At 62.3% G+C, this 13,155-nt stretch carries 12 protein-coding genes; 4 read left to right on the forward strand and 8 right to left on the reverse strand.

Annotation, left to right across the window (positions count from 1 at the left end):
• Window positions 1-75 precede the first annotated feature (75 nt).
• On the forward strand, window positions 76-1,479 hold the full coding sequence (locus AB6724_RS13630) for an MBL fold metallo-hydrolase RNA specificity domain-containing protein (protein ID WP_369339073.1): 1,404 nt from the start codon (window positions 76-78) through the stop codon (window positions 1,477-1,479).
• An 81-nt stretch (window positions 1,480-1,560) separates the two neighbouring features.
• Here the strand turns inward: AB6724_RS13630 and AB6724_RS13635 are convergent, their stop codons facing one another.
• The 7 genes from AB6724_RS13635 to AB6724_RS13665 are packed head-to-tail and all read right to left on the reverse strand — an operon-like array spanning window position 1,561 to window position 9,091.
• Complete coding sequence (locus tag AB6724_RS13635) at window positions 1,561-2,421, reverse strand: alpha/beta fold hydrolase (protein ID WP_369339074.1); 861 nt, start codon at window positions 2,419-2,421, stop codon at window positions 1,561-1,563.
• A 51-nt stretch (window positions 2,422-2,472) separates the two neighbouring features.
• Complete coding sequence (gene dmpG / locus AB6724_RS13640; RefSeq protein ID WP_369339075.1) at window positions 2,473-3,504, reverse strand: 4-hydroxy-2-oxovalerate aldolase; 1,032 nt, start codon at window positions 3,502-3,504, stop codon at window positions 2,473-2,475.
• Window positions 3,505-3,516: 12 nt separating this feature from the next.
• A complete protein-coding gene (locus tag AB6724_RS13645) occupies window positions 3,517-4,467 on the reverse strand; it encodes an acetaldehyde dehydrogenase (acetylating) (protein ID WP_369339076.1) in 951 nt (316 codons plus the stop codon).
• A 20-nt stretch (window positions 4,468-4,487) separates the two neighbouring features.
• Window positions 4,488-5,465 carry a Bug family tripartite tricarboxylate transporter substrate binding protein gene (locus AB6724_RS13650; protein WP_369339077.1) on the reverse strand — a complete coding sequence of 326 codons (978 nt, stop codon included), beginning with the start codon at window positions 5,463-5,465 and terminating at the stop codon, window positions 4,488-4,490.
• A gap of 44 nt (window positions 5,466-5,509) precedes the next feature.
• A complete protein-coding gene (mhpD, locus tag AB6724_RS13655; RefSeq protein WP_369339078.1) occupies window positions 5,510-6,295 on the reverse strand; it encodes a 2-keto-4-pentenoate hydratase in 786 nt (261 codons plus the stop codon).
• A gap of 16 nt (window positions 6,296-6,311) precedes the next feature.
• Window positions 6,312-7,283, reverse strand: a complete 972-nt coding sequence (locus tag AB6724_RS13660) for a 3-carboxyethylcatechol 2,3-dioxygenase (RefSeq protein WP_369339079.1) — start codon at window positions 7,281-7,283, stop codon at window positions 6,312-6,314.
• Complete coding sequence (locus AB6724_RS13665; RefSeq protein WP_369339080.1) at window positions 7,280-9,091, reverse strand: bifunctional 3-(3-hydroxy-phenyl)propionate/3-hydroxycinnamic acid hydroxylase; 1,812 nt, start codon at window positions 9,089-9,091, stop codon at window positions 7,280-7,282. Before AB6724_RS13665 ends, AB6724_RS13660 begins: the two co-directional genes overlap by 4 nt.
• Window positions 9,092-9,297: 206 nt before the next feature.
• On the opposite strand from AB6724_RS13665, the gene AB6724_RS13670 reads away from it, so the two are divergent.
• Entirely contained in the window at window positions 9,298-10,128 is an 831-nt protein-coding gene (locus AB6724_RS13670; RefSeq protein ID WP_369339081.1) for a DNA-binding transcriptional regulator, read from the forward strand.
• A 349-nt stretch (window positions 10,129-10,477) separates the two neighbouring features.
• Here AB6724_RS13670 and AB6724_RS13675 read toward each other — a convergent pair whose 3' ends face one another.
• A complete protein-coding gene (locus tag AB6724_RS13675) occupies window positions 10,478-10,879 on the reverse strand; it encodes a DUF2750 domain-containing protein (RefSeq protein WP_369339082.1) in 402 nt (133 codons plus the stop codon).
• 414 nt (window positions 10,880-11,293) lie between these two features.
• On the opposite strand from AB6724_RS13675, the gene nosR reads away from it, so the two are divergent.
• Window positions 11,294-12,601, forward strand: a complete 1,308-nt coding sequence (gene nosR, locus AB6724_RS13680; protein WP_369339083.1) for a response regulator c-di-GMP phosphodiesterase, NosR family — start codon at window positions 11,294-11,296, stop codon at window positions 12,599-12,601.
• 7 nt (window positions 12,602-12,608) lie between these two features.
• On the forward strand, window positions 12,609-13,148 hold the full coding sequence (locus tag AB6724_RS13685) for a response regulator (protein WP_369339084.1): 540 nt from the start codon (window positions 12,609-12,611) through the stop codon (window positions 13,146-13,148).
• Window positions 13,149-13,155 lie beyond the last annotated feature (7 nt).

Raw genomic sequence — 13,155 nt, forward strand, 5'->3', positions numbered from 1 at the left:
CGACTCGTCTGGCGACGCAGCTACGAGTGGTGCTAGATTCATTGACGGTCCATGTGGATCGTCAATGAGTGCTTCATGAACATCACATTTCACGGTGCGGCGCAGTCGGTCACGGGCTCCTGCTTTCTGGTGGAGGCGCATGGCTGCCGCTTTCTGATCGACTGCGGCATGGCTCAGGGCGGGCGCGAGGCCGACGAGCACAACCAAAAAGCCTTTGCCTTCGATGCTGCGCGCATCGATTTCGTGGTGCTGACCCACGCCCATATCGATCACAGCGGCCTGTTGCCCAAGCTGGCGGCGCGGGGCTTCAAGGGTCCGATCTACACGACATCGGCCACCAGGGACCTGCTGGATGTGCTGCTCAAGGACAGTGCCCATATCCAGCAGATCGAAGCCGAGCGCTATGCCAAGCGCCACCACGATCGCAAGAGCGACAAGGACGCCTACCAGGCGCAGCCGCTGTACACCCTGGCCCATGTGGCAAGGGCCATGGAACTGGTCCAGGCCAAGCCCTATGGCAAGCAGTTCGAGCCCCATCCCTCGGTCAGGCTCTGCTTCCAGGACGCAGGGCATATTCTGGGCTCGGCGATCGCCGAGATCTGGCTGGCCGATGGCCAAGGCGGCACGAAAAAGCTGGTGGCCAGCGGCGACCTGGGCCAGCCCGGCCGCGTGATCCTGCGCGACCCGACACCGATAGCACAGGCCGATGTGCTGCTCATCGAGTCCACCTATGGCGACCGTCTGCACCGGAATACTGAGGACACGCTGGACGAGCTGGTAGAGGTCGTCACGCGCACCGTGCCCCATGGCAATGTGGTCATTCCGGCCTTTGCCGTGGGCCGCACCCAGGAGCTGCTCTATCACTTTGTGCAGCTGATCCAGCAGGGACGCTTGCCCAATGTCGAGATCTTTGTGGATTCGCCCATGGCCGTGGCCGCCACCGAGATCACGCTCAAGCACTTTGCGGTGTTCGATGAGGAGGCCAAGCAGCTGCTAGCCAGCGCCCGGCAACTCAAGGAGTCGCCCCATATCCACTTCATCAGCGATGTGGAGGAGTCGATCAAGCTCAACCGCATCAGAAACGGCGCCGTGATCATCTCGGCCAGCGGCATGTGCGATGCGGGCCGCGTGCTGCACCATCTGCACAACAATCTGTCCCGGCCCGAATGTGCGGTCCTGATCTGCGGTTTTCAGGCCCGGGGCTCGCTGGGTCGGCGCCTGGTCGACGGCGTCAAGCAGGTGCGCATGTTTGGCGAGGAGGTCGAGGTGCGCGCCAGCGTGCATACGCTGGGCGGTTTTTCTGCCCATGCCGACCAGAAGGCGCTGCTGGACTGGGCCGCTGCATTCGCCAAGCCGCCGGCCCAGACCTTTGTGGTTCACGGCGAAGAAGATGCGGCCCAGACCCTGGCCCGGGAACTGCGGCAGCAGCTGCATTTCAATGTGAGCGTGCCGGAGCTGGGCCAGACGATGGAGATCTGAGCCCGCGCGGCAATAGCCGCGATCTGCTCCTCAGCCGATGGGCCTACACGCCGGCGCGGCCTTGGGGAGCATTGCGTTCACTTATCGAGCCAGGAACTCCCGAACCATGCGATTGAAGGTGTCCGCATGTTCCCATTGGGCCCAGTGACCGCACTGGTTGAAGATGTGCATTTCGGCATTGGGGATGCCCCAGATCACGCGCAGGCCGATGTCCAGGGGCACAAAGCGATCGTCGCGCCCCCAGATCACCAGGGTCTTGGCCTTGATTTCCGGCAGGCGGTGGCCGTAGTCGCTGAACTGCCTGGGGTTGATCTGCAGGCTCTTCACGAAATTCTCGAGGTGGTCGCGGCGCGCAAGAATATTTGCCAGGCGCTGCTGGTACAGCTCCTCGGTCAGGCTGCTGGCGTCGTAGACAAACACATTCATCATGCGTTTGAGGTTCTCCACCGTTGGTTCGCGGTAGAGCGCGCCAATCAGCTTGATGCCTTCCGTGGGCATGGGCACGAACTGGCTGGGGCCGCCCGTGCCTCCGCCCATCAGAACCAGCTTGTCGATGGCTTGGGGGTTGGCCAGTGCAAAGCCCACGGCACTGTGCGCGCCCATGGAGTTGCCGATGATGTGCACCTTGGCGATGCCCAACAGATCCAGCACGGCCTTGAGGCAGCGGGCATTGAGGTCCGAGCGTGAGCCCGTGCTCAGAATGGAATCGCTCTTGCTCCAGCCCGGGCAGTCCAGCAGGATGACGCGATAGCCGGCGTCGACCAGAGGTTCGATATTGCGGTGGAAGTTCGACCAGCCGCTGGCTCCCGGCCCGGAGCCATGCAGCATGACGACGACCTTGTCGCCGCGCCCCACATCGTGGTAATGCAGCTGCAGCGGCTTTCCGTCTTCGGTAATGGTGATGAAGCGGCTGCTGGCTTCTTCGCTGATGTTGCTATTCATTGGAATCTCCTTGTGGGCCGCGCCGCTTTGGGCACGGCTTGTTTCGGGTGGTCAGGCCGCGGCGGCTGCGCGCTGGTGCAGCAGGTCCAGTGCCACATCGACGATCATGTCTTCCTGCCCTCCGACCATGCGGCGCTTGCCCAGCTCCACCAGAATGTCCACGGCCTTGAGTCCATATTTGGCGGCCGCGGCTTCGGAGTGGCGCAGGAAGGAGCTGTAGACCCCGGCATAGCCCAGGGCCAGCGTCTCGCGGTCCACGCGCACCGGGCGGTCCTGCAAGGGGCGAACGATGTCGTCGGCGGCGTCCATGAGCTTGTAGAGGTCCGTGCCATGGTTCCAGCCCAGGCGCTCGGCGGCTGCGATGAACACCTCCAGGGGAGCATTGCCCGCGCCGGCGCCCATGCCCGCTAGGCTGGCATCCACACGGTCGCAGCCTTCTTCCACGGCCACGATGGAGTTGGCCACGCCCAGGCTCAGGTTGTGGTGGGCGTGCATGCCGGTCTGGGTCTCGGGCTTCAGAATGTCCTTGAAGGCCCTGAAACGATCGCGCACGTCGTTCATGCCCAAGGCGCCGCCCGAGTCCACCACATAGCAGCACGTTGCGCCGTAGCTCTCCATGAGCTTGGCTTGCTGCGCCAGGCCTTGAGGGGTCTGCATATGGCTCATCATCAAAAAGCCCACGGCCTCCATGCCCAGATGGCGCGCGTATTCGATGTGCTGCCTGGACACATCGGCTTCGGTGCAATGGGTGGCCACGCGCACCACGCGCACGCCGGCTTCGTAGGCGGCCTTGAGGTCATGGACGGTGCCGATGCCGGGCAGCAGCAGGGTCGCGATCTTGGCGTGCTTGACCACGCTGGCCACGGCCTCTATCCACTCCAGATCGGTATGCGCGCCAAAGCCGTAGTTGAAGCTGGAGCCTTGCAGGCCGTCGCCGTGGGCAACCTCGATCGAGTCGACCCTGGCCTCATCCAGGGCCCGCGCAATCCGCCCGGCCTGCTCCACGCTGTACTGGTGGCGGATCGCATGGCTGCCGTCGCGCAGCGTGACGTCGGAGATATAGATCTTTTTGTTGGGATTCACGGTGTTGTCTCCTCAGGCGGCCAGGGCTTGAGCTGCCAGCATGCGTTCGGCCATGTGCTCGGCGGTGCGCAGGCCGGCGCTGGTCATGATGTCGAGGTTGCCGGCGTAAGCGGGCAGGTAGTGGGCGGCGCCCTCGACTTCCAGGAAGATCGAGGTCTTGAGCCCGGTGAGCGCATCGCCCACGCCGGGGATGCGGATCGGGGTGTCGATGCGGTCGAACTGCACCTTCTGCTTCAAGCGGTAGCCCGGCACATAGGACTGCACGGCAGCGGCCATCTGCTCTACCGATGCGGCAATGGCGGCCTCGTCGGCCAGCGCGCTCAGGGTGTAGACCGTGTCGCGCATGATCAGCGGCGGCTCGGCCGGGTTCATGATGATGATGGCCTTGCCCTTGGTGGCGCCGCCCACGACTTCGATCGCCTTGGACGTGGTCTCGGTGAACTCGTCGATATTGGCGCGGGTGCCGGGGCCGGCACTCTTGCTGGCGATCGAGGCAATGATCTCGCCATAGTGCACCTTGGCCACGCGCGAGACTGCGGCCACCATGGGGATGGTGGCCTGGCCGCCGCAGGTGACCATGTTCACATTCGGCGCGCCCAGATGCTGCTCGCCATTGACCACGGGAATGCAGTACGGGCCGATGGCCGCCGGCGTGAGGTCGATCATGCGGATGCCGGGCTTGAGCGAGCGCAGCAAGGCCTCGTTCTTCACGTGTGCCGAAGCCGAGGTCGCATCGAACACGAAATCGATATCGGCGAACCCGGGCATGCGAGTCAGGCCTTCCACGCCCTCGTGGGTGGTGGCCACGCCCATGCGGGCGGCGCGTGCCAGGCCGTCGGAGTGGGGGTCGATGCCGACCATGGCCCCCATCTCGATGTGCTTGCCGTGGCGCAGGATCTTGATCATCAGATCCGTGCCGATATTGCCGCTGCCTATGATGGCGGCCTTGAGCTTGTGCGTCATATGAATCGTCTTCGGAGAACTTAATCGATGGATGCGCCGCTGGCCTTGATCAGCGGTGCCCAACGGGCCAGCTCGGCTTGCATATAGCTGCCGAACTGCGAGGGTGTCGATGGGAAGGGCTGCATGCCCTGATCGGCAAAACGCTTGAGCACCTCGGGGTCCTTCATGGCCTTGGTGATGGCCTCGTTGAGGCGATCCACAGTGCTCGCCGTCGTGCCAGCCTTGACGACCGCACCAAACCACACGCCGGCATTGACGCCGGGGATGCCGAGTTCAGTCAGCGTGGGCACATCGGGCAGTTGCGGCGAGCGCTTGTCGGCGGCAATGGCCAGCGGCTTGAGCTTTTTGCCGGCGATCAGCGGCGCGGTGGTGATGACGGGGTCGAACATGAAATCCACCTGCCCGCCCATCACGTCTTGCAGTGCCGGAGCCGAGCCCTTGTAGGCCACGTGGTTGTAGTTGCCGCCGGCTTTGCCGCGGAAGGTCTCGCCAAGCAGATGGCCAATGGAGCCTATCCCTTGCGATGCAAAATTCAGCCCGCCTTTGCGCGACCTGGCCTGCTGCACCAGGTCGTTGACGCTGCTGATGGGGCTGTTGGCCGGGACGACCAGCACCAGGGGAGACGAAATCAAGGAGGTTACCGGCGCGAAGTCTTTGATGGGGTCATAGGAGAAGTGGCGAAACAAGGTGGGGTTGATCGCGAACATCTCTGTCGCGCCGACATACAGCGTATGGCCGTCGGCAGCCTGCTGGCGCACATAGGCGGCGGCAATCTGTCCCCCGCCGCCGGGGCGGTTGTCGACCACCACGGGCTTGCCCAGTTGATCACCCACCTTGCTGGCCAGCGCGCGTGCCACGGCGTCGGTGATGCCTCCGGCGGGAAACGGCACAACCATGGTGAGCGGGCGATTCGGAAAGCCCTGCGCCATGGCCAGCGGGGCGCCCAGTGCGGCGATGGCGGCAAGGGCCGAAGAAATAGCGGTGCGACGGTTCCACATAAGCTTGTCTCCTGATTTATTGAAATGCAACTGCGGGAACGAAACTACTGACCAAATTGCGCGCGGACGCTGCCCAGCTGGCTGATGTGAGCCTCGAAGCGATCGCCAGCCTGTACCGGCACCATGGGGCCGAGCGCACCGGTCAGCACCAGATCGCCTGCGCGCAGCGGTTGCCCCAGGGAGGCCAGCTTGCGCGCCAGCCAGGCGGCGGCATTCAAGGGATGGCCCAGGCAGGCAGCGCCCGAGCCGGTGGATGCGGTTTCGCCATTGCGCGTCATGCGCATATCGCAAAGCTTCAGGTCCAGAGCATTGAGCTTGGCGGGCACGGCGCCCAGCACCACCAGACCGCTTGATGCGTTATCGGCCACGGTGTCGATGAAGCGGATATTCCAGTTCTCGATGCGGCTGCCGACGATCTCGATGGCGGGCAGCGCATAGGCCGTGGCGTTGATCACATCGACCAGGGTGGCGTCTGCCAGATCGAGGTCCCGCTCCAGCACCAGAGCCACTTCGGCTTCCACCTTGGGTTGCAAGGTGCGTGCCAGAGGGATGATTTCATCGTCGCCAAAGACCATGTCGGCAAACAAGGTGCCAAAGTCGGGTTGATCCACGCCCAGCTGCTGTTGCACGACCAAGGACGTCAAGCCGATCTTGCGGCCCACGATGCGCCGGCCCTGGCGTTGGGCATGCTGCACATTGGCCAGTTGCACGGCATAGGCCGTGTCGCTGTCGCGGATTTCAGCGCGCAGCGGGGCAATGGGAGTGGCCGTAGCTTCGGCCTGGCGCAGGCGCTCGGCCCAGAGGGCGATGTTCTGAAGGGATTCAGGCATGGGGTCTCTCGTTTGCTTATCGGGTGCTGTGCATCAGCATCAGTCCATAGCCGGCGATCAGCGCGGGAATGGCGCGGTAGGTCCGCACGGGGCAGGGCAGTGCGGTGTTCAAGGGCAGGGCGCTGCGCGCTACCAGCCATGTCTTGGATTCGTGGGCCGAGTTGCCGGCCTCATCGGCAATCGATTGCTCGCTCATGGCGCATAGCTCTTCCAGATTGCCGCTGGCCATGGCCTCCATCCATTGCAGATCCCAGCGGGGGTTCAGAGGCTTCATCCAGGCCTCGCCTTTGGCCAGCGCCATCCCCGCTGCCTTGACGCGTTCGGTCTTGGCCTCGCGTTCGGCATGGGTTGGCGTCTGCTTGACGGTGATGCGCTCGCGGACCGCTGGGTCGGGATGCTCCAGCGTGGGTACCGGAGGCTCGTGGGACAGGCCGCCGGAGCCGATCAGCAAAGTGCGTTGAGGCAGCTTGTCGAGGAAGTTGCCAATGGCTTGGCCCAGCGCGACGCAGCGGCCAAGGCGTGCAATCCCGGGCTGTGCAACGGCGTTCAGAAAAATGGGGATGACGGGCGGCGTTTTGAGCTCATCGCCCCACAGCACCTGCAGCGCCTGAGCAAAACCGTGGTCCACCTGCATGCGCCTTGACACGGCAATATCAAAATGCGCGTCCATCAGATGGCTTGCCAGCGCAATGGCCGCGTCATGGGGAACGTGCAGGGGACCGGCCGGCGACAGATAGTCGCCAACCGCCGTGGCCTCGCTGCCGATACAGAACGGCGGCATCAGTTCGTTGAAGAAGCCGTTGTAGTGATCGGGGCCGACCAGGATGATGAGTTCGGGAGCGAAAGCATGGACGGCGGCCCTGGCCTGCGCGACGGCCGTGTCCAAGGCCTGCTGGTCTTCGTCGCTGATGGGGTTGAGGCCCAGCAGCGGCGAATGCGACATGCCCAGAAACGCGCGCCGGGCGGTATGAATGGTGGCTTGCATCATGCAAGCGCCTCCAGCTGCAGAGACCGCGCTGCAGACTTGGCGGAAGGCAGGGGCGCATGCAGCACGCGGGCTAGCTGGTGTGTGACGCTTGAAACTTCTTGAGGCGATGCAAGTGCGGCGACAAAGCGGTCGGGGCGTACAAAGACGATGGACTTGGTCTGTGCGCCAAACCAGTCCTTGATGCGGCCCTGGGCATCGCCAACCGTCAGCACGCTTTCGCGGACGGGGGAGGGGTGGGCCATCTGTCCGGTCGGCATGACGCGGATGAAGCGTGCTCCGATACCTTGCCAGAAAGCTAGCGCCGCATCGTCCATTCCGTGGCAGGGGTCCGTGCCCCAGGCAATGATGGCAAAGCTCAGGCCGATCAGATCGTCAAGTCGCAGCGTTTGGCCTTGCGAGGTGAGAACTGGCGGCTGGATGAACATGCGCCCGACGGGGCTGGGCTGAGGCGCTTCCAGACCATGGACCAGACGGCCGAGCAGCGAGTCCTTTTTTTCCGCCATCAGACCGAGCAGACGGCTCAGCGGCGTATTGCCGGAGCGGTCCAGCAGGCCTTCAAATGGTGCTCTTGCTCCCTGGTTGTTTGTCGCGCTCTGGTGCAGCACCACGCCTTGCTCATATCGCGGCATGGGCTTGAAACGCATCTCGGCGAAGTACTGCTTCACCGGCGGCACCGCATTCAGTGCCAGCATCACGGTATCGCGCACCTTGGCCGCGACGTGGCTTTCGGGCGCGAAGATGTCGCCTGCGACTTCGGACAGGTGAATCATGCTGCGCGCATGGCTGCGGCGCTCTTTCTCGTAGCTGTCGAGCAAGGCTTCCCCGGCTTGGCCTTTGACCACCATGGCCAGTTTCCAGGCGAGGTTGCTCGCATCGCGCATGCCGCTGTTGTAGCCCTGGCCCTGCCAGACCGGCATGATGTGGGCGGCGTCGCCGGCCAGCAGAATGCGGTCTACGCGGAACCGGTCGGCAAGGCGGGCGTTGTGCGTGTAAACGCGCTTGCGTATGTAGTCCACCTTGTCGGGATCTGCCACGACTTTGCGCATGAGCTGGGCCAGGTTTTCTGGTTTGGAGAGCTCCTCTTCCGTCTCTCCGGGCATGACCATGAATTCAAAGCGGCGAATGCCATGGGGCAGGGCCGCGGAAACATAGGGACGCTCGGGGTCGCAATGCATGCCGATATGCGGTGTGCCAAGAGGATCGTTGCGCACGTCCACGACAATCCACTGATTGGGTTTGGTGCGGCCTTCAAAACCCACGTCCAAGCTGCGGCGCACAAAGCTGTTGCCGCCGTCACAGGCCACCATGTATTTGGCACGCAGCGAGCGCTGTCGGCCGTCGGCGCCCATGACTTCGGCGCTTACGCCGGAATCGGTTTGCGCAAACTGCTGCAGCTCTTGGCCCAGCAACACGCGGACCTTGGGAAAGCGCTTGAGGCCCTCGTAAAGAATGGCATCCACCTGGGGCTGGATAAAAGCGTTGCGGCGCGACCAGCCAAATTCGTCGGTGCGCGGTTCAATGGATGCAAAGCACTGGCCGGAGGCCGTATAGAAGCGCATCCAGTGATCGGGCGTGATGTGGGCTTGTACCTGCCCGGCAAGACCCGCGGCCTGTATGGTGCGCAAGGACTCGTCATCAATGCCTATGGCGCGCGGGTAGTCGATGATGCGATCCAGCTTTTCAATCACCAGAACTCCGACTCCGGCCAGCCCCAGGGTGTTGGCCAAGGTCAGTCCCACCGGGCCGGCGCCGACGATGAGCACATCTGTCACATCGCTGTCGGTGTTGTGTTGATTTTCTTCAAGCATCTGGGCGTCTCCGTGATCGAATTTGCAGGAATTCAAGCTGTTTTGATCATTCTCAAGAAGCCTCTGCACGCTGAAAACAGAGTGCACCAGGTGCACATAAAGCATCGGGCTAACCCTGTGGCTCAGAGGGGCGACGTAAAAAAGCCACCTCGCGGTGGCTTGGGCTGGCAGCACGGAGGCTGCCGTCTGACCCTATGATTTGCGTCATGGCATCTTCATCGCATTCTTTGAAAGCGGCAGCGGACAGCGACTACAAGGAAGTGCGCTCGCTGTCGCGCGGGCTGGCCCTATTGCAGGCCTTGAACCGGGCCCCCGGGGGAATCGCCACGACCACGGCACTCGCCGAGGTCTGCGGGGTGCATCGCACCACGGTGAAGCGCATTCTCGAGACTCTGCGCGCCGAGGGATTTGTGCGCCGCGGTGAAAAAGAAGGGCAGTACTACCTGACCTTCGTGGTGCGCAGCCTGAGCGAAGGTTTTGTGGATGACGACTGGGTGGAAAAGGTGGCGTTGCCCTTGATGCGTGCTGCCGTGCCTGATCTGATGTGGCCCTGTGATCTGGGGACTTTGGAGGGGGGCTTCATGGTCGTGCGTGAAAGCACCCACCGTTTCAGCATGCTGTCTCAGCACCGTGGAAAGATCGGTGAAAAGCTGCCGCTGTTCTTCACGGCCATGGGGCGCGCTTATCTTGCGGCCTGCACGGTATCAGAACGCAAGGGGCTGCTGACCTTGCTCGGTCAACGCAGCGACAGCATTGGGGCAATGGCCCGGGATTCGGCAGGTATAGAGCAGCTGATTGCCGAAACCCGCACCCGTGGCTATGCCGTCAATGATGGCGACTGGGACCGAGAGGCTCCGTTCGCAGCGATTGCCGTTCCTGTCATGTGCGGGCGCAGACTGGTTGGCGGGGTCAATCTGATCTTCCCCAAGACCGCAGTGCAGACCGCCGAGATAGAACAACGCTACCTGCCTAGGCTCAAGCGTCTCGCTCAACGCATTGGCAAGGATATGCAGCCATGGCTGAGCAATGCTGATTAGCTCGCTTCAGTTCTGGGGTCAGGCGGAATTCAGGACAGTTCAGAGCCAGAGCGTGATGCTCCGGAAGTCGCTGCTGTCGGCGCACAAACAAAAATGCCTGCTTGTTGGCAGGCTTTTATCACCGACCAGTCCGCTGGTTGTGAGCGGCGGCGTCCGGCCGATTCTGTTGAAAAACTCCCTAGCACCTCCTTGAATCATGTTTTTGGGGGTGCCTTACCCCTTCCCACATGTGAGATCGCCGCTCCTAGAGCGATCTGAAAGGTAGATTTTCCGACCGACGTAGGCTGCTCAACAGCTTTCGAGTTTTTCAACAGAATCAGCCAGAAGCGGAATTTCGAGATATTTCCATTCACTCTAAGCGAGAGAGTTCTTCTTCAATATCCTTTTTCAACTGGCGCGGCGAAACGACTACTCCCTGAATTGTTGGCGTTGGGAATACGGCCGCAAGCAAGCCATCCTTTTCCATACCGGGAAGCCAACGACTCAAGAAATGGCGAACCTCGATGCTCGCTGGGGAATTGCCCGCCCATTCGCCATCTGCACAAACAATCGCGTAATCGGGATGTGGCCAAAAGGGAGACACAAGGTTTCCGTTGCTGTCTGAGGCTGTCACCCATCCATCTTCATTTCTCAGTCCCCACACAAATTGCCAGTCCGATACTCGGCCAATGAAATGTCGATAACGCTGATGACCAGCAAGTGCCGATACTGCTTGGAACTGCTGTCGATTGAGCGAATAAGAATTTTCCATGTGGGAACTGGCGCTGGATCGGTGAGGCATTCTGTCACCAGGTTACAGCCGGAGGTTTACTCGCTCCAGAAATGATGAATTGGCGGTAGCGCCGATGCATATGACGGCCATGGATCGTCAACAGCCTGTCGCGCCCTAGATCACAGCCGACTCATCACTGCGATATGGCAGTCGTACGCGCAGCTTGATGCTTTCATTCCATGGCACTTCACGTCATCGAGAAAAGCTGGTCAATTCACTCGTCTCAACTTGATTGATGCAACAACGCCGTTTATGAATGGTAGTGCTGCCTATATCAGACAACGAAAAAATCAATCATATTGGCGTCTCGGATTGGACAGGCATCCGCTAGCCATTGTTCAGATGCTGGCCTGGATGCCGCCAAATCCCATTCACTGCAGAAGGAGGATACGGATGGACCTTGCCGAGGCAGTGCCCGCAGGTGTTTTCCCTTCACCGGCGGCACGTATTCTGTGTGTGGACGATGAGCCGCATATCGCAGCGGCACTGCGGAGACTGCTGCGAGGCGCAGGCCATGCCGTGCACTTGGCGAGCAGCGGCGAGGAGGCGCTGGCCTTGCTCGAGGCCGAATCCATTGACCTGGTCATTTCGGACATGCGTATGCCCGGCATGGATGGTGCGCAGTTGCTCGCCCGGGTACGCGAACGCTGGCCGGCAGTCGGCCGGGTGTTGCTGACCGGCTACGCCGATCTGCAGTCCACCATCGCGGCGATCAATGCGGCCCATGTCTACCGCTACCTCACCAAGCCGTGGGACGACCGGGAACTGCTGACCGTGGTGCAGCAGATCTCCGACTACCAGATCCTTCAGCGCGAAAAGGAACGGCTCGAAGCGGTGGCGCATGCACAGAACAAAGAGTTGGCCCAGCTGAATGCGACTCTGGAGCACAAGGTCCTTGAACGCACGGCCGAGCTTTCAGAGGCCCACAAGAAGCTCAAGAAGAGCTACGTGGCCAGCATTCGCATGTTCTCTAACTTGCTCGAATGGCGCGGCGGGCCGCTTGCAGGCCATTCACACCGCGTGGCGGATCTGACCCGTCGCACGGCGAAGGTCATGGGACTGAGCGAGTCCGAGCAGCAGGACGCCTTCGTTGCCGCCTTGATCCACGACATAGGACATATCACCCTGCCCGACGGCATGCTGGCCAGGCCCGTGCCGCGGTTGAACCCCGAGGAACTCGGCAAGTACCGGCAGCACACCAGCCAGGGGGAACAACTGCTGCTGGCCATTGACGACGCCTATGCCGTCGCGACCCTGGTGCGCCACCACCATGAGCACTTCGATGGCAGCGGCTACCCCGATGGGCTCAGTGCAGTGGCCATTCCGATCGGTGCGCGGATTCTGGCCGTCGCGGACACCTACGATGACCTTCAGATCGGGCACCTGAGCAGCAGCCCCCTCAGCCCCGCGGATGCACGCACGATGATTGCGCATGGCCGGGGCAAGCAGTTCGATCCCGAGGTTGTGGATGCCTTTCTGCAGTTGCTGCTGGATGCTGCTCCTATCCCTGAGGCCCCTCCGATTCCCACCTCGCCGACGGATCTGCGGCCGGGCATGACCCTCGCCCGGGACTTCCTGTCCGGGGCGGGGGTGGTGCTCCTGCCGGCCGGGCATGTCCTGACGGCCGAGCTGATCCGACGCATCCAACTGCGTGCAGCGCACGAAGAGTTGCCGATTCAACTTCCCATCCGAGCTTCATGAGGACACCATGCCACAGCGTATCCTGCTTCTTGACGACGATGCCAGCGTGCTGAGCGCGCTCCAGCGTACCCTGCGTTTATCCCTTCCGTCGGGGGTCACCATCGAAACCACGGTGGATCCCGAAGCTGCGCTGAGCCGGCTGCGCGAGACCACTTTCGACGTCGTGGTCTCCGATTTCCGCATGCCGCTCATGACGGGTAGCGAGTTCCTGGGCCTTGTACGCGCTATCCAGCCTCATGCCGTCCGCATGATCTTGAGCGCCTCTTCGGATTCCGGCACCATCGTGCATGCGCTCAACGAGGTGGAGGTCTTCCGCTACCTCATCAAGCCCTGGGTGGACAGCGAGCTGGCCCAGCAGTTCCGGCAGGCGCTCGGCAAGGCGGAAGCGGCGCAACAGGAGCGCAATCTGGTCGACATCGCCCGCGTGCAGATCGGAGAGATCAGCGGGGCGGAGGCGGAACGTCGACGCCTGGAGGCGATGGAGCCGGGCATCACCCAAATCGAACTAGGTCCCCAGGGCGAGGTCCTGCCCCCCAGAGGCATGTAAGCACTGC

Source organism: Comamonas guangdongensis, from assembly GCF_041079535.1.
Taxonomy (GTDB): domain Bacteria; phylum Pseudomonadota; class Gammaproteobacteria; order Burkholderiales; family Burkholderiaceae_C; genus Comamonas; species Comamonas guangdongensis.

Excerpts from the sequence above, each read along its gene's own strand:
- AB6724_RS13685 (WP_369339084.1), top strand. The coding sequence starts at position 12,609 with ATGCCACAGCGTATCCTGCTTCTTGACGACGATGCCAGCGTGCTGAGC.
- AB6724_RS13665 (WP_369339080.1), bottom strand. The coding sequence starts at position 9,091 with ATGCTTGAAGAAAATCAACACAACACCGACAGCGATGTGACAGATGTG.
- AB6724_RS13675 (WP_369339082.1), bottom strand. The coding sequence starts at position 10,879 with ATGGAAAATTCTTATTCGCTCAATCGACAGCAGTTCCAAGCAGTATCG.
- AB6724_RS13635 (WP_369339074.1), bottom strand. The coding sequence starts at position 2,421 with ATGAATAGCAACATCAGCGAAGAAGCCAGCAGCCGCTTCATCACCATT.
- AB6724_RS13660 (WP_369339079.1), bottom strand. The coding sequence starts at position 7,283 with ATGATGCAAGCCACCATTCATACCGCCCGGCGCGCGTTTCTGGGCATG.
- AB6724_RS13645 (WP_369339076.1), bottom strand. The coding sequence starts at position 4,467 with ATGACGCACAAGCTCAAGGCCGCCATCATAGGCAGCGGCAATATCGGC.
- AB6724_RS13670 (WP_369339081.1), top strand. The coding sequence starts at position 9,298 with ATGGCATCTTCATCGCATTCTTTGAAAGCGGCAGCGGACAGCGACTAC.
- AB6724_RS13630 (WP_369339073.1), top strand. The coding sequence starts at position 76 with ATGAACATCACATTTCACGGTGCGGCGCAGTCGGTCACGGGCTCCTGC.
- nosR (WP_369339083.1), top strand. The coding sequence starts at position 11,294 with ATGGACCTTGCCGAGGCAGTGCCCGCAGGTGTTTTCCCTTCACCGGCG.
- mhpD (WP_369339078.1), bottom strand. The coding sequence starts at position 6,295 with ATGCCTGAATCCCTTCAGAACATCGCCCTCTGGGCCGAGCGCCTGCGC.
- AB6724_RS13650 (WP_369339077.1), bottom strand. The coding sequence starts at position 5,465 with ATGTGGAACCGTCGCACCGCTATTTCTTCGGCCCTTGCCGCCATCGCC.